Below are 26,859 nucleotides of genomic sequence, written 5' to 3'. Positions count from 1 at the left end.
AGCGCAAAAGGGGCGCTCATGGTTTTGGGATGGACCAGACACGGTGACGGCAAGCACCTGGCGCCCGGAGAGGTGGTCAGGCCCGACGAGCGCCTGAGCTGGCCCAGGATGGTCGGGTTCGGCGCGCAGCACGTGATCGCGATGTTCGGCGCGACGTTCGTCTTCCCCCTCGTCATGGGGCTGGACCCCAACGTCGCGGTGATGATGTCGGGCGTGGCGACGATCCTGTTCCTGCTGATCGTCAAGGGCAAGGTGCCCAGCTACCTCGGCACCAGCGCCTCGTTCGTGGGCGGCGTGCTCGCGATCCGGGCGGCCTTCGGCGGCGACACTGCGGGCGCGGACGCCATCGTGACGGGCGCGATCCTGGTCGCCGGCTTCGTGCTGGCGCTCATCGGGGTCGCCATCCACTTCCTCGGCGTGCAGATCATCCACAAGGTGTTCCCTCCCGTCGTCACGGGCGCGGTGGTCATGCTCATCGGGTTCGGGCTCGCGTACGTGGTCGCCGACGTCTACTGGCCCCAGGACCACTGGGTCGCGCTGCTCACGATGCTCATCACGTTCGTGGTGATCGTGGCGTTCAAGGGCTTCATCGGGCGGATCGGGGTGCTGGTCGGGCTGGTCGCCGGGTTCGTGCTGTCGTGGGTGCTCGACCGCCTGGCGGGGCCGGTCACCTCCGTGCTGCCGGGCGCCAACCTGCGTGACGCGGCCGGCAACGCCTGCGCGCCCGAGGGCCCGTACTGCCTGGCCACGGCCTTCTCCCACGACCGGGTGAGCTTCGACAACGTCGCCAAGGCCGACTGGTTCGGGCTGCCGAGCTTCCACGGGCCCGACTTCCGCTTCTCGGCGGTGCTGCTGGTGCTGCCCGCCGTCATCGCGCTCGTCGCCGAGAACGTCGGGCACGTCAAGGCCGTCGGCGAGATGACCAAGGTGGACGTCGACCCCTACGTCGGCCGCGCGGTCGCCGCCGACGGCGTCGCCACCGTGGTCGCCACCGCGGTCGGCGGCTCGCCCACCACCACCTACGCCGAGAACATCGGCGTCATGGCGGCCACCAAGGTCTACTCGACCGCCGCCTACTACATCGCGGCCGTCATCGCGATCCTGTTCGGGCTGTGCCCCAAGTTCGGGCAGCTCGTCGCGGCCACGCCGGGCGGCGTGCTCGGCGGCGTCACCGTCATCCTCTACGGCATGATCGGCCTGCTCGGCGCGAAGATCTGGATCGAGAACCGGGTCGACTTCGCCGACCCCGTCAACATGGTGCCGACCGGCGCCGGCATCATCCTCGCCATCGGGCCGGTCAGCCACTTCGTCGGCGGCGACCTCACCCTGGAGGGCATCGCGCTCGGCACCATCGTCGTGCTCGGCGGCTACCACCTGCTGCGGGCCATCGCCGGGCGGCCGCTCGAACCGGCACCGGCAACGGCGGCGGGGAGCGAGGCCGGGTGAAGCCGCCGCCGTTCACCTACCACGCCCCCCGCGACCTCGGCGCGGCGCTCCGCACCCTGGAAGAGATCGGGGCGGGGGGCAAGGTGCTGGCCGGCGGGCAGAGCCTCATCCCCATGCTCAACATGCGCCTGGTCGCGCCCGCCCACCTCGTGGACATCAACCGGGTGGCCGGGCTCGGCGGCGTCGAGCGCGAGCCCGGCGGCGTGCGGGTCGGGGCGCTGGCCAGGCACGCGGAGGCCGAGCGCTCCGGCGCGCACCCGCTGCTCACGCGGGCGCTCAAGCTGGTCGCCCACCCGGTGATCCGCAACCGCGGCACCGTGGTGGGCAGCCTCGTGCACGCCGACCCGGCCGCCGAGCTGCCCGCCGTGCTGGCGGTGCTCGGCGGGTCCGTACGGGTGGCCCGCTGGCGCGACGGCGCCCCGGTGGAGCGTGACATCCCGGCCGCCGCCTTCTTCACCGGCCCCATGGAGTCGGCGGTGCTGCCCGGCGAGCTGGCCGTGTCGGCCTGGTTCCCGGACCTCGCGCCGGGCGCGGGATGCGCCTTCGCCGAGGTGTCCCGCCGCCACGGCGACTACGCGCTCGCCGGGGTGTGCGCCGTCGCCGGCCCGGCCGGCGCGGCGCGGGTGGCCTGCGTCGGCGTCGGCCCCGTCCCCGTCGTCGTGGACGTGAGCGGGCACGCCCCCGACTGGGCGGCGGCGGCCCGCGCGGTGCGGGAGGAGACCGACCCCGACGACGACATCCACGCCACGGCCGCCTACCGCCGCTATCTCGTCGGGGTGCTGGCCGAACGGGCCCTGCGCGAGGCCGCACAGGAGGCGGAGACCCTTGGAACATGAGATCACGCTCGTGGTGAACGGCGCCGCCCGGCGGGTGCGCGTCCCCGCCAGGCGGCTGCTGTCCGACTGCCTGCGCCACGACCTCGGGCTGACCGGCACCCACGTCGGCTGCGAGCACGGCGTCTGCGGCTGCTGCACGGTGCTGCTCGACGGCGAGCCGGTGCGCTCGTGCCTGACGTTCGCCGTCACCGTGGACGGCCGCGACATCACCACGGTCGAGGGGCTGGCCGGGCCCGGCGGGCTGTCGCCGGTGCAGCGGGCCTTCGCCGAGTGCCACGGCCTGCAGTGCGGCTTCTGCACCCCGGGCTTCCTGTGCACGGTGACCGCGTTCCTGGAGGCGAACCCCGCCCCCACGGACGAGGAGGTGCTGGAGGGCATCTCCGGCAACCTGTGCCGCTGCACCGGCTACCAGAACATCGTCAAGGCCGTCCACCGGGCCGCCGAGCTGCTGGCGGAGGAAGCATGACGACGAGGCTGTTCGGCGAGCCGGTCCAGCGGCGCGAGGACCCGCGGCTGCTCACCGGAGGCGGCCGCTACCTCGACGACCTCGGCGCCGACGCGCTCGCCGCGGCGTTCGTCCGCTCCCCGCACGCGCACGCCCGTATCCGTGACATCGACGTCGGCCCGGCGCTCGACGTCGAGGGCCTGGTCGCGATCTACACGTGGGAGGACCTGCCCGAACGGGTCGGCCGGCCGCTGCCGCTGCTCATCCCGCACCCGGCGCTCACCCACGGCCGGACCGCGTACCCGCTGGCCAGGGACGTCGTCCGGCACGTGGGAGAGCCGGTCGTCATGGTGGTGGCCGCCGACCGCTACGCCGCCGAGGACGCCTGCGCGCTCATCGAGGTCGACTACGAGGTGCTGAAGCCCGTCGTCGGCCTGGAGGAGGCCGTGCAGGGGGCGGCGCTCGTCCACGAGGACGTGCCGGGCAACGTCGGCGCGCACCTCGTCCAGGAGGTCGCCGGCGCGGACGGGCGCGGCGCCCGCGAGGCCGTCGAGACCGCGCCGCACACGCTCGCCTTCCGGCTCGACATCGAGCGCAGCGCCAGCATGCCGCTGGAGGGCCGCGGCGTCCACGCCCGCTGGGACGGCCGCGACCTGCGCGTCCACTCCAGCACCCAGACCTCCACCAGCGTGCGCATGGCGGTCGCCGCCGCGCTCGGCCTGCCGCTGCCGCGGGTCGAGGTCGTCGCGCCGGACGTCGGCGGCGGCTTCGGCGTCAAGATCGTGCACCCGTGGCCGGAGGAGATCCTCGTGCCGTGGGCGGCGATGACGCTCGGCCGCGAGATCAAGTGGACGGAGGACCGCAGGGAGCACTTCGTCTCCTCCGCCCACGAACGCGGCCAGGTGCAGTACGTCCGCGTCGGCTTCGACGACGACGGGCGCGTCCTCGGGCTGGACGTGACGATCCTGCACGACCACGGCGCGTACACCCCCTACGGGATCATCGTGCCGATCGTCACCTCGACGCAGCTCCTCGGTCCTTACAAGATCGGGGCGTACCGGGTCGAGTTCAGCGCCGTCTACACCAACACCGTGCAGGTCACGCCCTACCGGGGGGCGGGCCGCCCGCAGGGCGTGTTCTGCATGGAGCGCACCATGGACAAGATCGCCCGCTACCTCGGCCGCGACCGGACCGAGGTGCGCGCGGCCAACTTCATCGGGCCGGGCGAGTTCCCGTACGACCAGGGGATGACCTTCCAGGACGGCCGGCCGCTCATCTACGACAGCGGCGACTACCCCGAGATGCTGCGCCTGCTGAAGGAGCTGATCGGCTGGGACTCCTTCGAGCGCGTCCCGGGGCGCGGCATCGGCATCGGCTGCTACGTCGAGGGCACGGGCGTGGGGCCGTACGAGGGCGGGCACGTGCAGATCACCTCCGACGGGCGGGTGCACGTCTCGACCGGGCTCACCTCGCAGGGGCAGGGCCACGAGACGGCCTTCGCCCAGATCGCCGCGACCGAGCTGGGCGTGCCCATCGAGCGGATCAGCGTGGTCACCGGCGACACCCGCAGGTTCGGCTACGCGGTCGGCACCTTCGCCTCCCGCGCCGCCGTCGTCAGCGGCAACGCCATCGCGCTCGCCTGCCGCAAGGTGCGCGAGAAGGCGCTGCGCATCGCCGCCGAGGCGCTGGAGGCCGACCCGTCCGACCTGGAGATCACCGAGGGGATCGTGCACGTGGCCGGGGCGCCGAACGCGGCCGTCCCCCTGTCCACGGTCGCCGTGCTCGCCAACCCGCTGCGCTACGCCTTCGACGAGGAGGCCGCCAAGGCCACCCAGTTCGCCGGGTCCGCCGCGCCCGACCGGCCGCCGGTCGCCGAGGGGGAGGAGCCGGGGCTGGAGGGGCGCGACTACTACTCGCCGATCCGGTCCACGTTCGCGGCTGGGATGCACGCCGCCGTCGTCGAGACCGACCCGGACACCGCCGAGATCCGCGTGCTGCGCTACGCCGTGGTGCACGACTGCGGGCGGCTCATCAACCCCATGATCGTGGAGGGGCAGATCCACGGGGGCGTGGCGCAGGGCATCGGGGGCGCGCTCTACGAGCGGATGGCGTACGACCCGCACGGGCAGCTCGTCAACGCCTCCTTCATGGACTTCCTCATGCCGTACGCGACCGAGGTGCCGCACGTCGAGACCGCCCACCTGGAGACGCCGTCGCCGCTCAACCCGCTCGGCATCAAGGGGGCGGGCGAGGCGGGCGTGATCCCGGTCTCGGCCGTCATCGCCTCGGCCATCGAGGACGCCGAGGGCTTCCCCATCGACCGGATGCCCATCTCTCCCTCCGACCTGTTCCATCTGCGCACCACGTAAGGGTCGTGGGAGGATCGGCCGCATGCGCGCGCCTGCCTCCGGGCTCACCGTGTTCCCCGAGGTGCCGGACGACGTCCGGGTGGTGGACCTGGCGTGGAACGACATCGCCGAGGTGCCCGCCCGGGTGGGCGGGCTCGCGGCGCTGGAGGAGCTGCGGCTCGACGGCAACGCCCTCACCGCCCTGCCCGACCTGTCCGGCCTCGGCGCGCTGCGGGCGCTGCACGTGGACGGCAACCGGCTCACGGCCGTCCCCTCCTGCCCGCCCGGCCTGGAGACGCTCTCCCTGTACGGCAACCGCGTCCGCGAGCTCCCTGCCCGCCTGCCGCCCGCCCTCCGCCACCTGGCCGCCGGCGCGAACGGCCTGACCGCCGTCCCCGCCGCCCTGTGGAAGCTGACCGGGCTGCGGTCGCTCAACCTGGCCGAGAACGCCCTCACGGACGTCCCCGCGGCCGTCGGCGGCCTCACCCGGCTGCGGATGCTGGACCTCGGCCACAACCGCCTCACCACGATCCCGCCGGAGCTGGGCGACCTGCCGCTCACCGACTACCTCTACCTCAGCGACAACGCCTTCACGGAGGTGCCGGCGGCCCTGGGGCGGCTGGACCGGCTCGCCTACCTCAACCTGACCGACAACCGCCTGACCCGCCTCCCCGACGCGCTCGGGAACCTGGCCGCCCTGGTGGAGCTGCGTCTCTACCGCAACAGGCTGGAGGCGCTGCCGGAGTCGTTCGGCCGGCTCTCCCGGCTGCGTGAGCTGCACCTGCAGGGCAACCGGCTGCGTGAGCTGCCCGCGGCCCTCGCCGACTGCGCGGAGCTGCGGGTGCTGGACCTGCGCGGCAACCGCCTCCGCGCGCTGCCGGACGCCCTGCCGCCCCGCCTCACCCATCTCGACCTGCGCGACAACCGGCTGCGTGAGCTGCCCGCCGGTCTCGCCGGGCTGACCGCGCTGGAGAAGCTGGACCTGCGCTGGAACAAGCTCGACGGCGATCCCGGGGTCCTGCGCGTGCTCGCCGGGCGTGGCTGCGTCGTCCTCCGCTGACGGGGACGTCCCGGTGTCCCGCTGAACCGGACCGCGGGTCCCTGCGTACCTCCGCACATGACGACATTTCCACGTCTGGCCGCTTTCGCGCTGCTGGCCGGACTGGTCGCCGGATGCTCCTCCTCAGGGGGCTGGGGCGGCTACGTCGCAGCGGGCAAGGACCAGCAACAGGCCGACGCCGTCCCTCTCTCCGTCGAGCAGCTCTCCGCCAAGGTGGGCTGCACGCCGAAGATGCAGGTCGACAGCGCGGAGATCCGCACCGGCCACTGCAAGACCGAGGTGGGCGAGTTCTTCGTCAACACCTTCAAGTCCGAGAAGCTGAAGGACCAGTGGATGGACCAGGCGCCGGAGTACAACCCGCACCTGGTCGGCCCGCGGTGGACCGTCCTCGGCCCGCTGGAGGTGCTGGAGCAGCTCAAGTCCCCGCTCAGCGGCGACCTGCACCTCATGGACCACCGGGTCTCGCAGACGCCCACCCCGAAGTAGCCCGAACCGGTATGAGGCCGAACCCGGGCGGGGAGGGCTGCGTACCTCCGCACATGACGACATTTCCACGTCTGGCCGCCCTCGTCCTGCTGGCCGGACTGGCCGCCGCCTGCTCCCAGGGCAGCGGGAGCGGCGGCGGCCCCGCCGTCGCGGGCGGCCGGGCCGGCGCCGCCCCACCCTCCGTCGAGCAGCTCGCCGCCAAGGTCGGCTGCAAGCCGCGCATCCAGGTCAACGCCGCCGAGCTGCGCACGGGCTACTGCAGGACCCCCGACGGCGAGTTCTTCGTGACCACCTTCGCGTCCCAGGCGGGCAAGGACGCCTGGATGGACGCCGCCCCCGAGTACAACCCGCACCTGGTCGGCGACCTGTGGACGGTGCTGTCCGGCCGCCAGGTGCTCGACCTGCTGCGCGAACGCCTCGGTGGCGACCTGCACCTGACCGACCACCGGACCAAGCGGATGAGGGTGGCCGGCTGAGCGCCGTCAGGCGGCCACGCGGACCCGCTTCCTGAACACGTAGTACGTCCAGCCCTGGTAGAGCAGGACGAACGGGAGCGCGAGCAGCCCGATCCAGCTCAGCATCGTCAGCGTGTACGCCCCGGAGGCCGCCTCCGCCAGCGTCAGCCCCGGCAGCGGCCGGACCCGCAGCTCCATGAAGACCGCGAGCGTGGACAGCACGATCGCGGCGGCCGTGGCCGTGAACGCCCAGCCCTCCCTGCGCCGCCAGATCAGCGCCGTCGCCGCGGCCAGCGCCGCCATGGCGGCGAGGGCGGGGAACGTCCCCAGCTTGGACAGCGCGAGCACGGCGACCGGGATGACCGCGGCGCCGGCCGCCAGGGCGGCGACGCGGGCGCGGCGGCGGATCGCGCCGGTGGTCCTGAGCGCCAGGAACACCGCGCCGTGCAGGACGCACACGGTCAGCGTGAACGCGCCGCCCAGCACCGCCGCGACCGCGCTGCCGAACAGCAGGTCGGCGAAGACCGCGCCCCACAGGAACGCCGGCAGCCCGCTGCCCACCATGACCGCCATGTCGCACCAGGCCGGGTTGCGGACCTTGCCGCGCCACTCCAGGCCGACGCCGCGCAGGATCAGCCCGACCAGGATCAGCGTGACCTGGAGGTAGAAGGCGCTGAACACCCCCGAGTACCAGGCGGGGAAGGCGGCGAACATCGCGCCCACCGCGGTGATCAGCCACACCTCGTTGCCGTCCCAGACGGGGCCGATGGTGTGCAGGCTCTGCCGCTGCTCGGCGTCGTTCCTGCTGAGGAGGGGCGCCAGCAGGCCGACGCCGAAGTCGAAGCCCTCCAGCACGAAGTAGCCCGTCCAGAGGAAGGCGATGATGACGAACCAGAGATCGATCATTGTCGGTGTGCCTCCGCTCAGTACATGAGCGACGGCTCGCGCCGCTGCTCGGCCAGGGGGGCGGGCTCGGGCTCGGGGACTCCCTCGCGGACGTGCCGGGTCAGCAGCACGGCCTCGGCCACGGCGAGCGCGCCGTAGAGGAGGGTGAAGACGCCCAGCGAGACCGCCACCTCGGCGAGGGACACGCCGGGGGAGACGCTGGCGGCGGTCAGCAGTTCGCCGGCCACCGTCCACGGCTGGCGGCCGATCTCGCTCAGCAGCCAGCCGGCGATCACCGCGAGCAGCGGCAGCGGCAGGGCCGCGACCAGCGCCCGCGACAGCCGGCGGGGGAACTCGCGGCGGCGGCGGGTCAGCCAGAGCCCGAGCACCGACAGGCCCACGGTGGCCATCCCGAAGCCGATCATCAGGCGGAACGACCAGAAGACCACGGCGGGGTCCGGGCGGTAGTCGCCGGGGCCGAACTGCTGCTCGAAGCGGCGCTGCAGGTCCTCGGTGCCCTGGACGGTGGCGTTGAGGTCGTTGGTGGCGAGGAAGCTCAGGACCTTGGGGATCTCGACGCCGGGGACGACGCTGAACCCGGCGCCCGCGGTGTCGTGCTGGAGACCTTCGGCGGCGGCCAGCTTCATGGGCTGCTGCTCGTACAGCAGCTTGCCCGACAGGTCGCCCGTGCCGGCGACGACGGCCCCCGCGACCGCCGTCATGACCAGCGCGGCCCGCGCCGCGCTGCGCCACATGGGCGCGTTGCGCCGCAGCATCCAGTAGCCGCACACGGCCAGCACGAACCCGCCGGCCACGATGAACGCCGCCCCGACCACGTGCGGCACCTGGGCGAGCGCGGTGGAGTTGGTGAGCACCGCCCACAGGTCGGTCATGCGGGCCTTGCCGTCCACGACCTCGTACCCGACGGGGTGCTTCATCCAGGCGTTGGCGGCCAGGATGAAGTAGGCCGACAGGTTGGAGCCGATGGCCGCGGCCCAGATGCAGGCCAGGTGGACCTTCTTCGGCAGCCGGTCCCAGCCGAAGATCCACAGGCCAAGGAACGTGGACTCCATGAAGAAGGCCAGCAGCGCCTCCATCGCGAGCGGCGCCCCGAAGACGTCGCCGACGAAGGTGGAGTACTCGCTCCAGTTCATCCCGAACTGGAACTCCTGCACGATGCCGGTGACCACGCCCATGGCGAAGTTGATCAGGAACAGCTTGCCGAAGAACTTCGTGAGCTTCAGGTAGTGCTCTTTGCCGGTGCGGTGCCAGGCGGTCTGCAGCCCGGCCACGAAGATCCCCAGACCTATGGTCAGGGGAACGAACAGAAAGTGGTACACGGTGGTGACCCCGAACTGCCACCGTGCCAGGTCAAGTGCGTCCATCTTCCCCGTCGACTCCTGAGCTCTACAAGCTGTAGTACATCTACCTTCAGTAGTACTACACGCTGTAGAGCATCGCGGTGCGACCTTGGTCACACCGATCCCGTACGTGCTGGTTGCCGGGTATCGAGAATGCCGCCGAAGGGCGCTCCGGGGCGTCACCCGCCGGGCTGATTCCGGGGTACCCCGCTCGGCGGACCCGGCGCGTCAGCGGGCCAGGGCGGCGTCCAGGTACGCCTGGAGGTTGCCCAGCTCGTAGCCGCGGCGCTTGATCTTGGCGACCAGGACGCGGAAGTCGCGCGCCAGGTTGGGACGGAAGTGCAGGAGGAGGATGTCGCCGGGACGCAGCCGCTTGTCCGGCACCTGGTAGGCGATCTTGCCGCCGGGCTGGACGGTGGCGGTCCAGAGCAGCACGGCGGACACGCCGCAGCTCTTCGCGGCCCGCAGGGTGTCGGTGCCGTAGGAGCCGTACGGCGGGCGGAACAGGGCCGGGCGAACCCCCAGCTCCTTCCCGATCAGGCGGGAGGCGCCGCAGATCTCGCGGCGCTGTGCCTCGTACGGGAGGGTGCGGAGGTCGGGATGGGTGAGGGTGTGGTTCTCGACGGGGGCGCCGGCGTCGCGCAGCTCACGGAAGTAGTCCCACTTGCCGGCGCCGACGTAGCGGGCCGTGCCGCCCGCCTGGTCGGGGGTGCCCTTCGCCTCCACGGCGTCGCGCATCGCGAAGACGGTGAGGGGGATGCGCTGGTCGCGTACCTGGCGGACGAGGCCGGGGTCCTGCTCCCAGCCGTCGTCGATGGTGAGGAAGACGACCCTGCGCCTGGTGGGGATCGAGCTGATCACCGGGGGGAGCGCGGAGGCGGGGACGGGGCGTACCTCGCCCGCGCGGGGGACCGCGCCCGGCGGGCCCTGAGGGCTCGGGGAGGCGGACGACCGCGGCACGGACCCGTCGGGTCCGGTGGATCCGGTGGGCGCGGCGGTGTCGCCGGACCGGCCGGACCCGGCGCCGCCACCCGGCGCGCAGGCGGCGGCCACCAGCGCGAGCGCCACACAGGCGGGCGCGACGCGGGCGGGCCGGGGCGCTTCGAGCGCGGATCTTGGACGCACGGGGGACCATCCTGCCATCTCCCGCGGACGACCCTTGTCGGCGCGACACCGCCGCCGTCTGGCAGGTGTTGCCCTTATCCGGCGGCCTTCCGCTGCCTAGAGTGGCGGCATGCGAGTGGCGGGCAGCGCCGTGATCGGCGTGCAGAAGGATCAGCTGTGGGCGGCGCTCCAGGACCCGGCGGTGCTGGTACGCACCATCCCGGGCTGCGAGCGGCTGGAGGAGACCGGGCCGGGGGCGTACCGGATGACGGTCAACGCCGGCGTGGCCTCCATCAAGGGCGTCTACCAGGGGGAGGTCGTGCTGACCGAGCCGGTGCCGTGCGAGGGCTTCACGCTCAAGGCCCGGGGGCAGGGCGCGCCCGGCACCGTGGAGGCGACCGTGCAGCTCCGCCTCAGCGAGGCGGACGGCGCGGGGGGCGCGGGCGGCACCCGCGTGGACTACGACGCCGAGGCGGTGATCGGCGGGATGATCGGCGGCGTCGGGCAGCGCATGCTCGGCTCGGTGGCCAAGCGGACGGCGGGCGAGTTCTTCTCCGCCGTCGAGCAACACCTCTGCGCCGACTCGGCCTCCGCCGAACCTCCCGTCCTCGCCGAGGCCGTCGCGACAGGGACGGCGGCCGGGCCGGTCCAGGGGGCGGGGGCGGTGCAGGGCGCCTGGCCGATCCAGGGGGCCGGGCCGGTCCAAGAGGGCTTGGCGGCCCAGGGCGCCGGGGCCGTCTACGAGCGGCCGCCCAAGCCTGACACCCGCACCTCCACCCGTCCATGGGTGATGCTCGCCTCCTTCGGAGCCGGTGCGGGCGTGGCGCTCGCGGGCGTCGCCGTGGGCTGGCTGCTCGCCAGGACCGGCCGCCGCCCCCGCGCCTGAGAGACCGCTCTCCCGGAGGCCCACACGGCCTCTCGCGGAAAAGGATCTCCCGGCGTAACGTGGCGACATGCGGCAGGAACACGCTGAAGACGCACGGACCGAAGCCCGCCGGATCGTCCGCGACCTGCTGGGCGAGGAGCGGCCGTCCGCCCGGACCCTGATCGCCGACGTGCGTCCGGTGCTGGGGGACGAACGCACCCGCCGCGCGCTCGACCTCGCGCTGGGCGCCGCGCTGACCCGGCGCTCGGCCGAGCTGGCCGCCCTCGCCGCGCTGCTGGTCGGCACCCGCGAGCTGGGCGCCGAGTGGTGGACCCGCGCCCGTGGCGGCAAGCTGCCGCCGCCCGACGAGGTGATACGCACGGCCGTGGCGATCGAGCCGTGGACCGACCTGACCGCGCTGGAGATGCTCGCCGCCTGGATCTCCGACGACGCCGCCGACCAGGTCTGGGGCAGACCGGTCGCGCAGGTGGACCTCAACTCCTGGCAGGCGGAGGACCGTTTCCCGCTGCCGCCTGACGCGAGGCCGGGGCAGCGGCTCGTCGTGCACTTCGACGCCGGCGGCCGGCTGGACGCGGTCGTCACCCGGCGGGCCGACGAGGAGCTGGGCTCCAACCTGGACTTCCAGTCCCTGCGCTACTCCCGTCCGGCCGAGGCCCAGTGGAGCTGGGGCGTGGCGGCCGGGCTCGGGCCGCACCGGCTGCCCGGCGAGCACCCCGACCCGTACGCCCGCGAGGTCCCCGCGCGGGCCTCCGGCGTCCTGCGCGACTGGGCGCTGCGCCACGGGGCCACCCGCGACCAGCTCGGCGAGACCTGGGAGACGGTCGGGGACGTGGTGGCGGCCATCGAGCGGGTCGACTGGATGTGGCGCAGCGGCGAGTGGTTCGGATGGTGGCGCGGGGTGTCGGCGCTGGTGGACGACTCGGCGTACCTGCCGCACCGGCTGGAGGAGCTGGCAGCCGGCTGACTCCCGGCGGCGGGCAGGAATCGCCCGCGCTTCCCCGGGGTTGTCGCCTGGTGTGAAAGTGGAAATATTCTCCGATGTCGCGTGTCCCTGGTGTTACATCGGGCATGCCAGGTTCCTCGCGTCGGCCGAGCGGTTCCGGGCCAAGGGCGGCACGATCGAGGTGACGATGCGCCCGTTCCAGCTCAATCCGGACGCCTCGCCGGAGGGCGAGCGGATGATCCCGATGCTGGAGCGCAAGTTCGGGCCGAACGCCACTCAGATGGTGCGCCGGGTGATCGACGTGGCCGCCGCCGACGGCCTGACCCTTGACTACGACAAGGGCGTGAGCGCGAACACGTTCGAGGCGCACCGCCTCATCGAGCTGGCCACCCGGCAGGGGCGCGGCGGCGAGATGGCCGAGCGGTTGTTCCGCGCGCACTTCGCCGAGGGACGCAACGTCGCCGATCCCGCGGTGCTCGCCGAGCTGGCCGCCGAGACCGGCGTCGAGGACACCGGGGAGGGCGCCGAGGAGGTACGCGAGCAGATCGCGCGGGCGCGGGCGCTCGGCATCACCGGCGTGCCGCTGTTCCTGTTCGAGGGCAAGTTCGCGGTGTCGGGCGCGCAGCCGGCGGAGGCGTTCGACGCCGCCATCGACGAGGTGGCCGAGCGCACCGGGCAGCAGCCGATCACCCCGCTGGCCGCCCCGGCGGACGGCTGCGACGACGACGGCTACTGCGCCGTCTGAACGACCGGCGCGAGCACGTCACCGTCGCCGCGCTGACCGGCCCGGTCGGCGGGGGAGCCCTCGTCGCGGCGGCCGGCCCGGTCGGTGGGGGAGCCCTCGCCGAGGCGGCCGGCCCGGTCGGTGGGGGAGCCCTCGCCGAGGCGGCCGGACCGGTGGTGGCGGCGGCAGAGCACCTGGTAGCGGACCGGTGAGTCGTCGGTGTCGCCGATGACCACCTGCTCCCCGGTCCTCGCCATCGTGCCGCCCACCACCCGCGCGTTGAGCTGGCCGGGCCGCCCGCACCAGCACAGCACCTCGACCTGCAGCCGGCACACCTCGTCGGCCAGCTCGAAGAGCCGCTGCGCGGCCGGGAACATCACCGAACGGAAGTCGGAGGCGAGGCCGAAGGCGTAGACGTCCACGCCGTGCTCGTCCACCAGGCCGGCGAGCTGCTCGATCTGCTCGACGCTGTAGAAGCACGCCTCGTCGCAGATGAGGTAGTCGACGCGGTCGTACGAGGTGACCAGCCGGACGAGGTCGAGGCCGTCCTCGACCTCGACGGCCTCCTGCCCGAGCCCGATGCGGCTGGTCACCCGCGGCCCGCCCGAGCGGTCGTGCTTGGTGAGCACCAGGCCCCGCCGGCCCTGTCTCGCGTGGTTGTAGTTCATCTGAAGCGCGAGCGTGGACTTCCCGCAGTCCATGGGTCCGAAGTAGAACTTCAGCACGGCATCCCGCGCCCCGGACGGCACCGGCGACAAGGCAGACGATTGGGTCACGGGCCGCCAGCTTAGTGGCTTGGCTTGTTCCATGACCTCGTGGGACATTTTCCCCCTGAGGTTTCAGGAGGAACTGTGGTCACCGACAAACCGTCGTCGCTCGACGCGATGTTGCAGCAGGACGACCTTACCGCCGCGCAGGCCGACGCCACCCGATGGCGTTACGGCTTCTACGTGGTCGTGGCGGGAATCGTGGCGGTCCTGGTCGCCTTCGCCGCGGCGGTGTTCGCCACGCGCGAGTTCGCCGCGCTTTTCGCCGGGGTGGCGGGGGTGATCGGCACGATCGTCGGCGCGTACTTCGGCGTGCAGGCCGGCCAGTCGGGCAAGGCCAGGGTGGAGGCCGAGCTGGCGAGGACGCAGGAGCTCGCGATCCGCCTGGCCGCGCACGTCGGCACGGCCAACGCGCCGAGGGTCGTCGACGAAGTGCTCGGCCGGCGCCGAAGCTGAGGGGCCATGCGAAGCGTACGAATCGGAGTGGACACCGGAGGGACGTTCACCGACGTGGTCGCGGTGGACGAGCAGACCGGTGAGATCCTCACCACGAAGACCCCTTCGACGCCCGCGAACCCGGCCGACGGGTTCCTCGCGGGCATCGCCAAGCTGAGCGAGCTCGACGGCGGCGGCGGCTTCGACGTGGGCGGCATCGTGCACGGCACGACCGTCGCCACGAACCAGCTGCTGGAGGACCGCATCTCGGGGCTCGGCTTCATCACCACCGAGGGGTTCGAGTTCATCCTGGAGATCGCCAGGCAGAGCGTCCCCGACGGCTACGGCAACTCCTACTTCTGGGTCAAGCCGCCCCGGATCGTCCCGGTGCACCACGTGCGCGCCGTCGGCGGGCGGCTCGACCACCTGGGCGAGGAGGTGCGGCCGTTCTCGGAGGAGCAGGCCGTCGAGGCGGCCCGCTGGTTCAGGAGCAGGGGCATCAACGCGATCGGCGTGTGCTTCCTGCACTCCTACGCCAACCCGGAGCACGAGCGGCGCATGCGCGAGGTGCTGTGGCGCGAGCACCCGGAGGCGGTGATCTCGCTCTCCAGCGACGTGCTGCGCGAGTACCGCGAGTACGAGCGCTCGGTCACCACGCTGGTGGACGCCGCCGTCAAGCCCGCGATGCGCGGCTACCTCGCCAACCTGTCCACCCGGCTCGGCCGCCCGTTCTCGGTGATGAAGTCCAACGGCGGCATCCTGTCGGCCCGCGAGGTCGTCAACCAGCCGATCACCACGGTCCTTTCGGGCCCGGCGGCCGGCGCGCTCGGCGCGGCGCTCATCGCCTCAACCGCCGGCCACAAGTCGGTGATCACGCTGGACGGCGGCGGCACCTCGACCGACGTGGCCGTGGTGATCGACGGAGAGCCGTCCATCACCACCGAGGGCTCGATCGGGCGCTACCCGTGCAAGATCCCGATGATCGACATCGCGACGGTCGGCGCGGGCGGCGGCTCGGTCGCGTGGATCTCCCCGGAGGGCACGCTCAAGGTCGGCCCGCGCTCCGCCGGGGCCGACCCCGGCCCGATCTGCTACGGCAAGGGCGGCACCGAGGTCACGGTCACCGACGCGCACGTCTTCCTCGGCCGCGTGCCGCCGCACCTGCTGGGCGGCGAGATCCCGCTGGACGCCGAGGCCGCCCGCGCCGGCGTCGAGGCCCTCGCCGACAAGCTCGGCCTCACCCCCGAGCGCACCGCGACCGGCATCCTGGAGATCAGCGCGTTCAACCAGAGCAACGCGATCCGCCGGCTCACCGTCAAGCGAGGGCTGGACGTGCGGGACTTCCCGCTGGTGACCTTCGGCGGGTCGGGGCCGCTGCTGGCGTGCCGGCTGATCGACATCCTGGGGCTGCCCTCGGTCGTCGTCCCGCGCGACCCCGGCAACGTCTCGGCGTTCGGGCTGCTCACGGTGGACGTCAAGAACGACTACGTGCGCACGTACGTCACCCGCGACCTGTCGCTCGACAGGGCCGCGGAGATCTTCCACGACCTGGAGCATCAGGCGGCGGAGGCGCTGGAGCGCGAGGGCTTCGACGACCCCGTCCACATCCGCAGCGCCGACCTGCGCTACTACGGCCAGGGCTACGAGGTGAGGGTCCCCGCCCCGGCCGGGGAGATCGACGCCGGCTGGCAGGCCGAGGTCGTCGAGCGCTTCCACGAGGCGCACGAGAAGCTGTACGGCTACGCCTACCGCGACGACCCCCGCCACGCCGTCGAATGGGTCAACCTGCGCGTCTCGGGCGTCGGCCCCATCACCCGCCCGGCTCTCCGTCCGCTGGACAAGCCGGGGGCGGGCGCGACCTCCGTACGGGCCGTGCACTTCGACGAGACCCGCGACACGCCGATCCACCAGCGCGCCGCGCTCGGCCCCGGCGCGACGGTGAAGGGGCCCGCGGTCATCGAGGAGTACGGCTCGACCATCCCCATCCACCCCGGTTTCACCGCCACCGTGGACGCCTACGGCAACGTGGAGGTCAAGCGTGACTGATCCCATCCTCGTCGAGATCGTCGAGGGCACGCTCGCGTCGGTCGAGAAGGAGGTCGAGACCGCGATCGCGCGCACCGCCCGCTCGCCGATGATCCGCGACGCGCACGACTTCCGCGCCGGCATCCACGACGCCCGCCTGCGCAAGCTGACCGGCCGCTCCTACAGCGCGCTGGTCCAGCCGGTCGTGCGCGACTTCCCGATCGAGACGATGCGGCCCGGCGACGTCTACTTCCACAACGACGTCTACCTGTCCGAGGGCGGCATCGGCCACCTGCCCGACCTGTGCGTCACCGTGCCGGTCTTCCACGACGGCGAGGTGGTGGCGTTCGTGCAGGCGTTCGGCCACCACGACGACATCGGCGGCAGCGTGCCGGGGTCGATGCCCTCGCACGCGCGCTCGGTGTTCGAGGAGGGCCTGATGGTCCCGCCGATCAAGCTGTGGGACCAGGGCGTGCCGAACGAGGCCGCGCTGCGCATCATGACCCGCAACTCGCGCATGCCCGACTCGCTGGCCGGCGACCTCGACGCCGAGTGCTCCGCCTGCCTGATGGGCGCGCGGCGGCTGGGCGAGCTGTTCGAGCGCTACGGCCGTGAGGCGGTCCAGGAGTGCTTCGACGCCATCATCGGCAAGACCACCGAGACCTTCCGCCGCGAGCTGCTGTCGAAGATCCCCGAGGGCACGTACGTGTGGGAGGACTACGCCGAGCACGACGGCGTGGACGAGCCCCGCCTGCACGCCCAGCGCATCACGCTGTCGGTGGACCACGCGGCCGAGGCGCCGCTGACCATCGACTTCACCGGCACCTCGCCGCAGGCCAAGGGCCCGATCAACCACGCGGGCGACTACGCCGACGGCGTGTTCCTCAAGAAGTGGCTGGCCCCGATCCTGCGCAACCTGGCCGACACGCCCGAGCGCATGGCCGAGCTGGACGTCAACGAGGGCGTCGTGCCGCTCATCAAGATGATCTTCCCGGAGAAGGGCACGCTCCTCACGCCCGTCTTCCCCGCCCCGACGAACGCCCGCACGTTCGTCATCCTGCGCCTGCTCGGCGTGCTCGCCGGCGTGCTGGCCAAGGCCACCGGCGGGCGGATGCCGGCCGACCAGGAGACGATCCGCTACACCGGCGTGTACGGCACCGACACCGACGGCCGGCCCTACCTCATGCGCGAGGTCCTGGGCGGCGGCTCCGGCGGGCGCTGGTACGCCGACGGCGAGGACACCATCCACGTCGTGCCCGACTCGCGCAACATCCCGGTCGAGTTCGCCGAGGCGCGCTGGCCGTTCCGGGTCGAGCGGCTGGGGCTCGCCTGCGACTCCGGCGGGCCCGGCATGTTCAGGGGCGGGCTCGGCTACGACAAGCACATCCGGGTGCTGCGGGACGCCTCGTACATGTCGATCGCCGACCGCTCGATCCTGTCGTGCTGGGGCGTCAACGGCGGCCTGGCCGGGCGGCCCTTCCGCGTCGAGGTCAACGGCAAGGAGATGGACGGCCTGGTGGACGACTTCCCGGTGCACGCCGGGGAGATCATCCGCATCCGCACCACCGGGGGCGGCGGCTGGGGCTCCCCCTACGACCGCGATCCGCGCGCGGTCGCGGCCGACGTCCGCGACGGCAAGGTCTCGATCGCCGGCGCGCTCGGCGACTACGGCGTGGTGCTGGACGGCGACCGCATCGACGAGCGGGGCACCGCCGAGCTGCGCGCCACGCTGCGGCCCCCGTCCAACCGCTTCTTCGACCGGGGGCCGGGCTACGCCCGGCTGTCGGGTGGCCGGGCCCAGGCGGACGTGGACGAGCTGTGACCGGGCCCGGCTCGGGACCGTCGCGGATCATCGCCGTACGCCACGGCGAGAGCGAGGCCAACCTCGCCCACCGGGAGGCGGGCGAGCGGCCGCTGGTCTACGGGCGGGGCGACGACGAGGTGCGGCTCACCGCGCTGGGCCGGCGGCAGTCGGCGGCGCTCGGGCGGCTGCTCGCGGCGCTGCCCGACGGCGAGCGGCCCGAGGCGGTGTGGTGCTCGCCCTACCTGCGGGCCCTGGAGACGTGGGAGGTCGCGCGGGACGCCTGGGGGGTCGTGCTGCCGGTCACGGTGGACGAGCGGCTCAGGGACCAGGAGCAGGGGGCCTTCGACCGGCTCAACCCGGCGGCGGTCCGCGAGCGCTTCCCCGAGGAGGCGGCGCGGCGGGAGGCGGCCGGCGTCTACGCCTTCCGCCCGCCCGGAGGTGAGTCGCTGGCGGACGTGGTGGCGCGGCTGCGGGCGTTCGTGGAGGACCTGGACGGGCAGGCCGCCGACCGGCGGGTGCTGATCGTCGCGCACGACTCGGTGGTTCTGGGCCTGCACCAGGTCCTGACCCGCGATCCTCATGCCGGCCCGCGCCTCGCGCCGGTGCTCAACGCCTCCGTGTCGGTCTGGCGTGCGGGGCAGGGGTCCTTCGAGGTGGTGCGCTTCAACGACGTCGGGCACCTGGCGTGAGCTCTCAGGTGCGGACGATGAGGTCGGCGCGCTCGCGGGTGCCGTCGGCGGCGAACCACGCGCGCTCGGCCGCGAACCACTCCCTCCACCTCGGGGCCAGCGCGGGCCCGTCCCGCTCCAGCACGCGGGCCAGCCGCACCGGCTCCGCGGCCTCCACCCACACCGTGTACGCCACCAGGTGCGCGGCCGAGGCGCGGGCGGTGCCGACGCCCTCGACGACGAGCGCCGGCGCGGGCGGCACCGTCACCTGCTCGGCGTACGCGCCCCGCACCCAGTCGTAGCGCGGGAACCCGCCGGCCCGCCCCTCCCGCAGCGGCCTCAGCACCTGCTCCTCCAGCGCGTGGAACCAGCCGCCCGGCCCCTCCTCCCACGGCACGGGGAAGTCGTCGCTGTGGACGACCTGGCAGCCCAGCGCCCCCGCCAGCCGCCCGGCGAACGTCGTCTTGCCCGACCCGGCGGGCCCGTCCACCGCCACCAGGCGGACCAGGCCGCACGAGGGCGGCAGGCTCCGGATGCGGGCGGCCAGCGAATTCACGGACCCAGGGTAGGTGACGGAGGAGCGGCAACTGAGAGAATGTTCTCTCACCCGGACGCAAGCAGGAGGTTGACCGTGCTCGGACCCCTCGGCGACATCGTCGTGCTGGATCTGTCCAGGGCGCTGGCCGGGCCGCACGCCGCGCAGATGCTGGGCGACCTGGGCGCGCGGGTGATCAAGGTGGAGCATCCCGACGGCGGCGACGAGTCGCGGGGCTGGGGCCCGCCGTTCGTCGGTCCTGATCACGAAATATCGACCTATTTCCTGGCGGCCAACCGCAACAAGCAGTCCATCGCCCTCGACCTCAAGTCCGCCGCGGGCAAAGCCGTCATCGAGCGCCTGGTCCGCCAGAGCGACGTCCTCGTCGAGAACTTCCGCCCCGGCGTGCTCGACCGCCTCGGCTTCTCCGTCGAGCGCCTGCACGAGCTCAACCCCCGCCTGGTCGTCCTGTCGATCACCGGGTTCGGCCACGACGGCCCCGAGGGCGGACGGCCGGGCTACGACCAGATCGCCCAGGGCGAGGCCGGGCTGATGTCGCTGACCGGCCCCTCGCCCGAGGAGCCCTACCGCGTGGGCGCCTCGATCGCCGACCTGCTGGCCGGCATCCACGGCGCGTACGGCGTCGCCGCCGCCCTCTACGAGCGCGAGCACACCGGCAAGGGCCGCGTCGTGCGCACGTCCCTGCTGGCCGCCGTCACCGGCGTCCACTCCTACCACGGCACCGCCTGGACGGTCGGCGGCCAGGTCTCCCGCGCCGCCGGCAACCACCACGCCTCGATCACCCCCTACGGCTCGTTCCGCTGCGGCGACGGCATGCTGCAGATCGCCGCCGCCAACGACGGCCAGTGGCGCAAGGTCGCCGTGCTGCTCGGCATCGACCCCGACGCCCCGCGCTACCGCACCAACCGCGACCGCCGCGCCCACCGCGAGGAGCTGGTCGCCGAGATGGAGAAGGCGCTGTCCGCCCACGACCGCGCCCACTGGCTGGCCGAGCTCGGCGCGGCCGGCGTGCCCGCGGGCGCGATCCGCTCCATCGACGAGGTCTACACGTGGGAACAGACCCGCTCGCAGGGCCTGGTCGTGGAGGTCGACCATCCGGTGCTCGGCCGGGTCGAGCTGCCGGGGCCGCCGCTGCGCTTCGACGGCCTGCCCGCCCGCGAGCACACCGCGCCCCCGATGCTCGGCCAGGACGGCGAGGCGGTGCTCGCCTGGCTGGAGGAGCGCGAACGATGACCGGCACGCGATGCCACCCGCCGCGGCGCTCGCGCGTCAACTCTGCAGGGCCGACCACGAGGGAGCGAGAGTGAGCCGTCCGGACGCGCGCACACTGATCGAAACGGTCCTCGACCCGGGGTCGTGGAAGTCGTGGGACGCTCCGCCCGCCGACCCGGCCGAGCCGGGCTCCTCCTACGCCGACGAGCTCGCCGCCGCCCGCGCCAAGTGCGGCTACGACGAGGCCGTGATCACCGGCGAGGGGCTGCTCGACGGCTGCAGGGTGGCGGTGGTGGCCTCCGAGTTCTCGTTCATGGCGGGCTCCATCGGGGTGGCCGCGGCCGAGCGGATCACCGCCGCGGTCGAGCGGGCCGGCCGCGAGCGGCTGCCGCTGCTGGCCGCCCCCGCCTCGGGCGGCACCCGCATGCAGGAGGGCGCGCAGGCGTTCGTGCAGATGGTGAAGATCACCGCGGCGATCCAGGGGCACCGCGCGCTCGGCCTGCCGTACATGGTCTATCTCCGCCACCCGACGACCGGCGGCGTGCTGGCGTCCTGGGGGTCGCTCGCGCACGTCACGGCCGCCGAGCCGGGCGCGCTGATCGGGTTCATGGGGCCGCGGGTGTTCGAGGCGCTGCACGGCTACCCGTTCCCCGAGGGGGTCCAGGTCGCCGAGAACCTCTTCCAGAAGGGCCTGCTCGACGCCGTGGTGTCGGCCGACGCCCTGCGCCCGGTCGCGATCCGCGCGCTCGGCGTGCTGGCCGCCGACCGGAGCGCGGTCGAGGCGGGCGAGCCGCCCGAGGAGGACCTCCGCCCGGCCGAGGCGTGGGAGGCGATCACCCGCTCGCGGCGCGACGACCGGCCCGGCGTGCGCAGCCTGCTCAAGCTCGCCGCCACCGACACCACGCCGCTCAGCGGCACCGGCACCGGCGACAACGAGCCGGGCCTGCTGCTCGCGCTGGCCAGGTTCGGCAGCGCGCCGGCCGTGGTGCTCGGCCAGGACCGGCGGATCCAGCGGGTCAGCGCGCCGCTCGGCCCGGCCGCGCTGCGGGTCGCCAGGCGCGGCGTGCGGCTGGCCGGCGAGCTGGGCCTGCCGCTGGTCACCGTCGTCGACACCGGCGGGGCCGACCTGTCCAAGGCGGCCGAGGAGGGCGGGCTGGCCGCCGAGATCGCCCGCTGCCTGGCCGAGCTGGTCATGCTCGACGCGCCGACCGTCTGCCTGCTGCTCGGCGAGGGCGCGGGCGGCGCGGCGCTGGCCCTGCTGCCCGCCGACCGGGTGCTGTGCGCGCAGCACGCCTGGCTGTCGCCGCTGCCGCCCGAGGGCGCCTCGGCGATCCTCTACCGCTCGGTCGACTTCGCGCCCGAGATCGCCAGGCTCCAGCGCATCCGCGCCACCGACCTGCGGCGCGACGGCATCGTGGACCGGGTCATCCCCGAGGTGCCGGACGCCGCCTACGAGCCGCGGGCGTTCTGCGAGCGGGTGGGGCGGGCGCTGGAGCACGAGATCGCGGGGCTGCTGCGGCAGGACCCGGCCGACCGCCTCGCCGCCCGCCTGGCCCGCTACCGCACCCTCGGCACCTGACCGCCGCCGGCGCGCGAGGTCTCCAGGCTCAGCGGGCGGCGCGCCACTCCGGCGCGAGCACCGACCAGATCTCCATGTCGAGCCGCCGCCCCCGGTGCGGATAGTGCTCCCGCAGCACGCCCTCGCGGGTCATGCCGAGCCGCCTGGCCACCGCGACGCTGGCGGTGTTGTCCGCCGCCGCCCACCACTCCACGCGGTGGATGCCGCGCTCCTCGACCGCCCAGTCGATGATCACCCGCACCGCCCGGGTGATCAGGCCCCTGCCCACGGCCGCGGGCTCCAGCCAGCAGCCCGCCTCGGCGATGCCCCTGGGGACGTCCATCGTGCGGAACAGCACCCCGCCGACCAGCAGCCCGTCCAGCCAGATGCCGTAGAGGCGGCCGGTGTCGGCGGCGGCCTTGTCGGCGTAGGACCGCAGGAACGCCCGGCCGGACTCCAGATCGGTCACGAGGTCGGGGAGACCGATGTAGCGCCCGATGTGCTCCCGGCCGCGCTCGATGTGCGCCAGGAACTCCTCCGCCCGCCACGGCTCCAGAGGCCCCAGCAGCGCGCCGTCATCGCCGAGCTCGACCGCGAACAGGTGCTTCACGGCACCGGGATCCGCTCGACCCGGATGGAGAAGACCTCCTCGCGGGGCACGACCACTTCGTACGCCCCATGATCCACCATCCAGTAGCCCAACGCCTCCGCCTTCATCCCGCTGTGCCCGGTGTAGGCGATGTGCAGGCCGTCCTCGTCCTCGTCGAGGATGACGCACGGCTCGCCGCCGAAGGCCCCCACGGTGCGGATGAGCACCAGCCACTCGACCTCGGCCCGCGTCACCTGCCGCCGCCAGTAGCCGGCGGCCGGCTCGAACCCCGGCAGCTCGGACTCGCTGAACAGCACCACCTGGCCGTCGTCCGGCCCCACGGCCGCGGGCAGGGTGTGCTCGCCGAAACGGGCGACGAAGCCGGAGGCGACCGGCGTGATCTCCTCGCTCATGCGGCGGGCCGCCAGGTCAGCCCGTCGTAGCCGGCGAAGGGCCGCTCGCCGTCGCGGGTGACGTGCACGATCTCCGCGCCGGCCGGGATCGGCATCGGCACGGTGTGGAACTGCGGCACGACGTGGTCGGGCGAGGTGGTGAAGCCGTTGCCGGCGAACGGCGGGGCGTCGCTCCAGTCGCCGCCCATGTGCGGTCCGTACGGCACCGCGTAGGTGTCGACGTCGCGGGCGTACCAGCGCATCACATACACCTCGGGCACCTCCGCGAACAGCTCCGAGCCGTCGAACGACAGATCGAGGCCCCAGTAGAGCGCCTCGGGGGTGGTCAGCCTGACGCAGTCCTGCACCCGGTAGACATATCCGGAGATCACCGTGCGCTTGCCCGACAGGTAGGGGACGAGCAGACGCGGCGGGATCACTTTCTGCATCTGCGTTCCGCTCACGGTACTACTTTACGGTCGGTTGACCCCTACAAGACCCGGTGCTGAAGGCAGGGCAGCGTCGCCCGCGCCGACTCGGCGTACGCGCGGTCGATCCTGACCACCTCGACCCCCGGCGCGGTGCCCAGGTCGGCGCGGACCACGCCGAGCGGGTCGACCAGCATGCTGCGGCCCACGCCGTAGCCGTCGGAGGACTCGCCCGGGTTGGGGGCCTGGCCGACGGCGGCGGTCCACATGGTGTTCTCCAGGGCCCGCGCGCGGACCAGGGTCGTCCAGTGGTCCTCCTTGAGCGGCCCCGACCCCCAGGCGGCGATCACCGCGAACAGCTCGGCCCCCCGGTCGACCAGCGCCCGGCCCAGCTCGGGGAAGCGTACGTCGTAGCAGGTGATCAGCCCGACCCTGAGCCCGGCCAGCTCGACCACGGTCGGCTCGGCGCCCGGCTCGACCAGGTCGGACTCCTTCGCGCCGAAGGAGTCGAACAGGTGGATCTTGCGGTACGCGGCCACCAGCGCCCCCTGGGCGTCGAGCGCCACGGCCGTGTTGCGGACCCGGCCGTCGCCCGGCTCGAACGTCCCGGCGATCACCGCCAGGCCGTGCTCGCGCGCCGCGTCGGCGAGGCCCGACACGAACGGCCCGTCCAGCGGCTCGGCCAGGTCCGTGATGCGCCGGCCGTAGCGGGTCAGCGTCGCTTCGGGGAAGATCGCGAGGTCGGCCCCCTCGGCGCGGGACAGCGCCTCCCTGGCCCTCTTGAGGTTGGCGGAGGGATCAGGGGAGACCGGGATCTGGCAGAGGGCGATTGTGGTCACGGCCCGACTCTAACCGGTTGGGCACCCGGCGAAACCAGGTCAGGCACCGCCAGACCCACTCCAGGGGGCCGTACCGGTAGCGGGCCAGCCACCACCGGCTCACCAGTACCTGCGCGGCCACGGTCACGGCGGCGAGCGCCACGACAGCCCAGCGGGTCGGGTCGGCCCTGACCAGCGGCAGCGTCAGCACGATCACGGCGGTGCCGGTCACGTAGTTGGTCAGCGCCATGCGGCCGAGCGGCTCCAGCACCGCCGACAGCCCCGGCCGCAGCACCAGGAGCAGCCCCAGCGAGTACGCCAGCGCCCCCGCCAGCGCGGCTGCGCTGTAGGCGTTCCAGTCGCCGGTGGTGAAGGCCGCGTAACCGAGCAGCGCGGAGGCGAGCGCGCTGACCGCGAACCCCGGCAGCAGCAGCGACCGGGGCAGGTTCAGCCGCCACAGCCCCATGCCGGCCAGGAGCAGGCCGGGGATCAGCCACGAGCCGCCGCCCTTGGCCAGCAGCCCCCACGCCAGCGCCGCCACGCCGAGCACGAGCTGCGCCCAGCCGCCGGGCACGAACGAGGCGGGCAGCAGCGCCACCGCGCCCCAGAGCGCGTAGTCGGTCAGCACCTCGCCCGCGTAGAACAGCCCCTGCGCCAGCCCGATGCAGTAGAGCCAGAACAGCCGGCTGAGCAGCGCCCACCTGCTGTGGCCGCGCAGGAACAGCAGGAAGCTGATGCCGAACAGCGCCGAGAAGATCGGGTAGAACCGGCTCTGGAAGAGGTCCTCCACGACGACGTCCACGGAGGTGGACGGCACGTGGGCGACGCGCGTGTGCTGCCAGGTGTTGACCAGCATGATGCCGCACACCGCGAACCCGCGGAGCGCGTCGAGCTCTCTGATGCGCGTCATGTCACCCAGAGCACCCACCATACGAGGAATCCGCCGCCCACGGCGGTCGCCGCCCAGCCGGGCCACCGGCGCCACCGGACCGCCGCGCCGGCCGCCGTGAGCGCGACCGAGGCCACCGCGAGCCACGTGTAGAACATGACGTCGGCGGGCAGGCCGACGGCCGGCGCCGCCGCGTTGCGCGCCGCGAGGCCGTGCACCGCCTGGGCGGTCAGCCCGGCGAAGGCCACCCCGCACAGCCCGCCGAACGCCGCGAGCGCCCGGCCCTTCAGCGCGGACGCCACGAGCTGCGCCAGGGCGACGAGCGCGAACACCGCGAACGGCGCGGCCAGCCAGGGCGCCCGCGCGATCGCGTACGGCGCCGCCGTCACGCGCAGGTCCACCGGCCGGTCGCCGGCCGCGTCCAGGCAGGGGGCGGCGGCGCGGGCCGCCGGGTCGGCGACGAACTCGGCGATCATGCGGCGGGCGCACGCGCTCGACAGGAAGACGGCGTGGGAGGCGTGCGGGATCTCGGCGAAGCGCGCCCCGGGCAGCGCCTCGGCGGCCGGTCTGCTGGTCCTGACGGGGGTGGTGGGGTCGTACTGGCCGCCGAGCACGAAGGCCGGGGCGCGCGGGACCGCCCCCGAGGGCTGCGAGCGCGGCAGGTCCCAGGCGTCGCAGACCGCCTGGTCGGCCCTGTGGGTGAACAGCCGGGAACGGCCCGCCGAGGAGTTGAACGGCAGCTCGTCCTGGCACTGCACCGCGTGGTAGAGCCCGAGCTCGTGCGTGACCAGCCCCTCCCCGGCGGCGTCGGCGAGCGGCCGCAGCAGCTCGTCGTGGCCCTCGGCGAGCGCGGGCAGCAGCGCGGGGGCGACCGCCGCGACATCCGGTTCGGCCAGCCCCTCGAACAGCAGGGCGGCCACGTCGTCGCCGCTCAGGCGCGCGGTGAACTCCCGGCCGAGCAGCGGGTCGGTGGCCGGCACCCGGGCGGGGGAGGCGTTGAGCCGGGCGGTCATGGCCGCGTAGGCGTCCTTCACGCCGAGCCTCGCCACCGTGTCGGCCAGGTTGCGCTCGGCGTCGTCGTACCAGGCGACGCCCTCGGGCAGGAACGAGTCCAGCACCAGCGACCTGGTGCCCCCGGGGTCGGCCGCGGCGGCCTCGACCATGACGCGGGTGGAGTAGCTGACGCCGAACAGGTTCCAGCTCGGGTAGCCGAGCTCGCGGCGCAGCGCGACGACGTCGGCCGCCATCTCCTTGGTGGTGTAGCCGCGCAGGTCCACGCCCTGCTCGCGGAGCCGGTCGCGGCAGGCGACGGCGGCGGCGGCCACGTCCGCGGGCGGGCGGCGGAGCTGCCCGAGCAGCGCCTCGGCGGTCTCGGGGCAGCTCAGCGCCGGCTCGGAGTAGCGGCCGCCGCGCTGCTCCAGCGCCACCACGTCCCGGTCGGGGAACATCTGGGCGAGGAAGCCGGTGAGCCGCAGCGACGCCGAGCCGGGGCCGCCGCTCATGAAGACCACGGGGTCCGGCCTGCGCCCGCGCGCGGCCGAGTGGCGTACGGCGTAGCCGACCTGGATCGTCCGGCCGGGGGCGTCCCTGCGCTCGGGGACGAGCAGGAACCCGCACGTGGTGCCGGCCGGGACGGCGACAGGACAGGGCCGCGCGGGCGGCGCGGAGGAGGTCATGACCGGCGGCGCGGACAGGGCGAGAGCGAGCACGACCCGAGTGATCACGCGACGAGACTAATA

The 26,859-nt window shown here is 73.6% G+C and carries 27 protein-coding genes; 16 read left to right on the top strand and 11 right to left on the bottom strand.

Annotated features, from left to right (window positions below; all coding sequences use genetic code 11):
- Positions 1-18 precede the first annotated feature (18 nt).
- The 7 genes from Nocox_RS29715 to Nocox_RS29685 are packed head-to-tail and all read left to right on the top strand — an operon-like array spanning position 19 to position 7,097.
- Positions 19-1,446, top strand: a complete 1,428-nt coding sequence (locus tag Nocox_RS29715; RefSeq protein ID WP_051112416.1) for a uracil-xanthine permease family protein — start codon at positions 19-21, stop codon at positions 1,444-1,446.
- Positions 1,443-2,282 (top strand): FAD binding domain-containing protein, encoded by an 840-nt coding sequence (locus Nocox_RS29710; protein ID WP_020540719.1) that lies wholly within the window; start codon positions 1,443-1,445, stop codon positions 2,280-2,282. The genes Nocox_RS29715 and Nocox_RS29710 overlap by 4 nt, the downstream gene beginning before the upstream one ends.
- The gene (locus Nocox_RS29705) at positions 2,272-2,748 is read left to right on the top strand and encodes a (2Fe-2S)-binding protein (RefSeq protein ID WP_020540718.1); all 477 of its coding nucleotides are present in this window, start codon (positions 2,272-2,274) and stop codon (positions 2,746-2,748) included. Before Nocox_RS29710 ends, Nocox_RS29705 begins: the two co-directional genes overlap by 11 nt.
- The gene (gene cutA / locus Nocox_RS29700) at positions 2,745-5,096 is read left to right on the top strand and encodes an aerobic carbon-monoxide dehydrogenase large subunit (RefSeq protein WP_020540717.1); all 2,352 of its coding nucleotides are present in this window, start codon (positions 2,745-2,747) and stop codon (positions 5,094-5,096) included. The genes Nocox_RS29705 and cutA overlap by 4 nt, the downstream gene beginning before the upstream one ends.
- A gap of 22 nt (positions 5,097-5,118) precedes the next feature.
- Complete coding sequence (locus Nocox_RS29695; protein ID WP_020540716.1) at positions 5,119-6,135, top strand: leucine-rich repeat domain-containing protein; 1,017 nt, start codon at positions 5,119-5,121, stop codon at positions 6,133-6,135.
- Positions 6,136-6,192: 57 nt separating this feature from the next.
- Positions 6,193-6,621, top strand: a complete 429-nt coding sequence (locus tag Nocox_RS29690; protein WP_020540715.1) for a hypothetical protein — start codon at positions 6,193-6,195, stop codon at positions 6,619-6,621.
- A 53-nt stretch (positions 6,622-6,674) separates the two neighbouring features.
- Positions 6,675-7,097, top strand: a complete 423-nt coding sequence (locus tag Nocox_RS29685) for a hypothetical protein (RefSeq protein WP_020540714.1) — start codon at positions 6,675-6,677, stop codon at positions 7,095-7,097.
- 6 nt (positions 7,098-7,103) lie between these two features.
- Here Nocox_RS29685 and cydB read toward each other — a convergent pair whose 3' ends face one another.
- The 3 genes from cydB to Nocox_RS29670 form a co-directional block, all read right to left on the bottom strand.
- Positions 7,104-7,982: a cytochrome d ubiquinol oxidase subunit II gene (gene cydB, locus Nocox_RS29680; RefSeq protein WP_020540713.1), complete on the bottom strand. Its 879-nt coding sequence runs from the start codon at positions 7,980-7,982 to the stop codon at positions 7,104-7,106.
- A 17-nt stretch (positions 7,983-7,999) separates the two neighbouring features.
- Positions 8,000-9,346 carry a cytochrome ubiquinol oxidase subunit I gene (locus Nocox_RS29675; protein ID WP_020540712.1) on the bottom strand — a complete coding sequence of 449 codons (1,347 nt, stop codon included), beginning with the start codon at positions 9,344-9,346 and terminating at the stop codon, positions 8,000-8,002.
- 204 nt (positions 9,347-9,550) lie between these two features.
- On the bottom strand, positions 9,551-10,447 hold the full coding sequence (locus Nocox_RS29670) for a polysaccharide deacetylase family protein (protein WP_246649590.1): 897 nt from the start codon (positions 10,445-10,447) through the stop codon (positions 9,551-9,553).
- A gap of 109 nt (positions 10,448-10,556) precedes the next feature.
- Here Nocox_RS29670 and Nocox_RS29665 point away from each other — a divergent pair, with 109 nt between their 5' ends.
- The 3 genes from Nocox_RS29665 to Nocox_RS29655 all read left to right on the top strand — a co-directional run bounded on the left by Nocox_RS29665 (position 10,557) and on the right by Nocox_RS29655 (position 13,000).
- On the top strand, positions 10,557-11,312 hold the full coding sequence (locus Nocox_RS29665; RefSeq protein ID WP_026213832.1) for an SRPBCC family protein: 756 nt from the start codon (positions 10,557-10,559) through the stop codon (positions 11,310-11,312).
- 67 nt (positions 11,313-11,379) lie between these two features.
- Positions 11,380-12,276, top strand: coding sequence for a hypothetical protein (locus Nocox_RS29660; RefSeq protein ID WP_020540709.1), 897 nt, complete (start codon positions 11,380-11,382; stop codon positions 12,274-12,276).
- A gap of 52 nt (positions 12,277-12,328) precedes the next feature.
- Positions 12,329-13,000 carry a DsbA family oxidoreductase gene (locus Nocox_RS29655; RefSeq protein ID WP_026213831.1) on the top strand — a complete coding sequence of 224 codons (672 nt, stop codon included), beginning with the start codon at positions 12,329-12,331 and terminating at the stop codon, positions 12,998-13,000.
- On the opposite strand, the gene Nocox_RS29650 is transcribed toward Nocox_RS29655, so the two are convergent.
- Entirely contained in the window at positions 12,985-13,755 is a 771-nt protein-coding gene (locus Nocox_RS29650; protein ID WP_246649589.1) for a thymidine kinase, read from the bottom strand. The genes Nocox_RS29655 and Nocox_RS29650 overlap by 16 nt on opposite strands.
- 75 nt (positions 13,756-13,830) lie before the next feature.
- On the opposite strand from Nocox_RS29650, the gene Nocox_RS29645 reads away from it, so the two are divergent.
- Genes Nocox_RS29645 through Nocox_RS29630 form a run of 4 tightly spaced genes read left to right on the top strand, consistent with a single transcriptional unit; the run spans position 13,831 to position 18,699 of the window.
- Positions 13,831-14,202, top strand: coding sequence for a hypothetical protein (locus tag Nocox_RS29645; RefSeq protein ID WP_020540706.1), 372 nt, complete (start codon positions 13,831-13,833; stop codon positions 14,200-14,202).
- A gap of 6 nt (positions 14,203-14,208) precedes the next feature.
- Complete coding sequence (locus Nocox_RS29640; protein WP_026213830.1) at positions 14,209-16,227, top strand: hydantoinase/oxoprolinase family protein; 2,019 nt, start codon at positions 14,209-14,211, stop codon at positions 16,225-16,227.
- Positions 16,220-18,028 carry a hydantoinase B/oxoprolinase family protein gene (locus Nocox_RS29635; RefSeq protein ID WP_020540704.1) on the top strand — a complete coding sequence of 603 codons (1,809 nt, stop codon included), beginning with the start codon at positions 16,220-16,222 and terminating at the stop codon, positions 18,026-18,028. The genes Nocox_RS29640 and Nocox_RS29635 overlap by 8 nt, the downstream gene beginning before the upstream one ends.
- The gene (locus Nocox_RS29630) at positions 18,025-18,699 is read left to right on the top strand and encodes a histidine phosphatase family protein (protein WP_020540703.1); all 675 of its coding nucleotides are present in this window, start codon (positions 18,025-18,027) and stop codon (positions 18,697-18,699) included. The genes Nocox_RS29635 and Nocox_RS29630 overlap by 4 nt, the downstream gene beginning before the upstream one ends.
- A 4-nt stretch (positions 18,700-18,703) precedes the next feature.
- On the opposite strand, the gene Nocox_RS29625 is transcribed toward Nocox_RS29630, so the two are convergent.
- The gene (locus Nocox_RS29625; protein WP_020540702.1) at positions 18,704-19,234 is read right to left on the bottom strand and encodes a uridine kinase family protein; all 531 of its coding nucleotides are present in this window, start codon (positions 19,232-19,234) and stop codon (positions 18,704-18,706) included.
- 39 nt (positions 19,235-19,273) lie between these two features.
- Here Nocox_RS29625 and Nocox_RS29620 point away from each other — a divergent pair, with 39 nt between their 5' ends.
- Entirely contained in the window at positions 19,274-20,467 is a 1,194-nt protein-coding gene (locus Nocox_RS29620) for a CaiB/BaiF CoA transferase family protein (RefSeq protein WP_051112414.1), read from the top strand.
- Positions 20,468-20,477: 10 nt separating this feature from the next.
- Complete coding sequence (locus tag Nocox_RS29615; RefSeq protein WP_157382777.1) at positions 20,478-22,025, top strand: carboxyl transferase domain-containing protein; 1,548 nt, start codon at positions 20,478-20,480, stop codon at positions 22,023-22,025.
- Between the two features lie 28 nt (positions 22,026-22,053).
- Here Nocox_RS29615 and Nocox_RS29610 read toward each other — a convergent pair whose 3' ends face one another.
- From Nocox_RS29610 to Nocox_RS29585, 6 genes are read right to left on the bottom strand one after another with little or no spacing between them, the layout of a single operon-like run.
- Complete coding sequence (locus Nocox_RS29610; RefSeq protein WP_026213828.1) at positions 22,054-22,605, bottom strand: GNAT family N-acetyltransferase; 552 nt, start codon at positions 22,603-22,605, stop codon at positions 22,054-22,056.
- Positions 22,606-22,610: 5 nt separating this feature from the next.
- Positions 22,611-23,006, bottom strand: a complete 396-nt coding sequence (locus Nocox_RS29605; protein ID WP_020540698.1) for a hypothetical protein — start codon at positions 23,004-23,006, stop codon at positions 22,611-22,613.
- Positions 23,003-23,449, bottom strand: a complete 447-nt coding sequence (locus Nocox_RS29600) for a hypothetical protein (protein ID WP_245774846.1) — start codon at positions 23,447-23,449, stop codon at positions 23,003-23,005. Before Nocox_RS29600 ends, Nocox_RS29605 begins: the two co-directional genes overlap by 4 nt.
- Positions 23,450-23,475: 26 nt before the next feature.
- Positions 23,476-24,252: a carbon-nitrogen hydrolase family protein gene (locus Nocox_RS29595; RefSeq protein WP_020540696.1), complete on the bottom strand. Its 777-nt coding sequence runs from the start codon at positions 24,250-24,252 to the stop codon at positions 23,476-23,478.
- Complete coding sequence (locus Nocox_RS29590; RefSeq protein WP_020540695.1) at positions 24,212-25,141, bottom strand: DUF418 domain-containing protein; 930 nt, start codon at positions 25,139-25,141, stop codon at positions 24,212-24,214. The genes Nocox_RS29595 and Nocox_RS29590 overlap by 41 nt, the downstream gene beginning before the upstream one ends.
- On the bottom strand, positions 25,138-26,844 hold the full coding sequence (locus tag Nocox_RS29585; RefSeq protein ID WP_157382776.1) for an alpha/beta hydrolase: 1,707 nt from the start codon (positions 26,842-26,844) through the stop codon (positions 25,138-25,140). Before Nocox_RS29585 ends, Nocox_RS29590 begins: the two co-directional genes overlap by 4 nt.
- Positions 26,845-26,859: the final 15 nt, after the last annotated feature.

It is taken from the genome of Nonomuraea coxensis DSM 45129 (assembly GCF_019397265.1).
Classification (GTDB): Bacteria; Actinomycetota; Actinomycetes; order Streptosporangiales; family Streptosporangiaceae; genus Nonomuraea; species Nonomuraea coxensis.
Note: the sequence above shows the minus strand (reverse complement) of the source record. Positions and strands in the feature narration are given on the sequence as shown.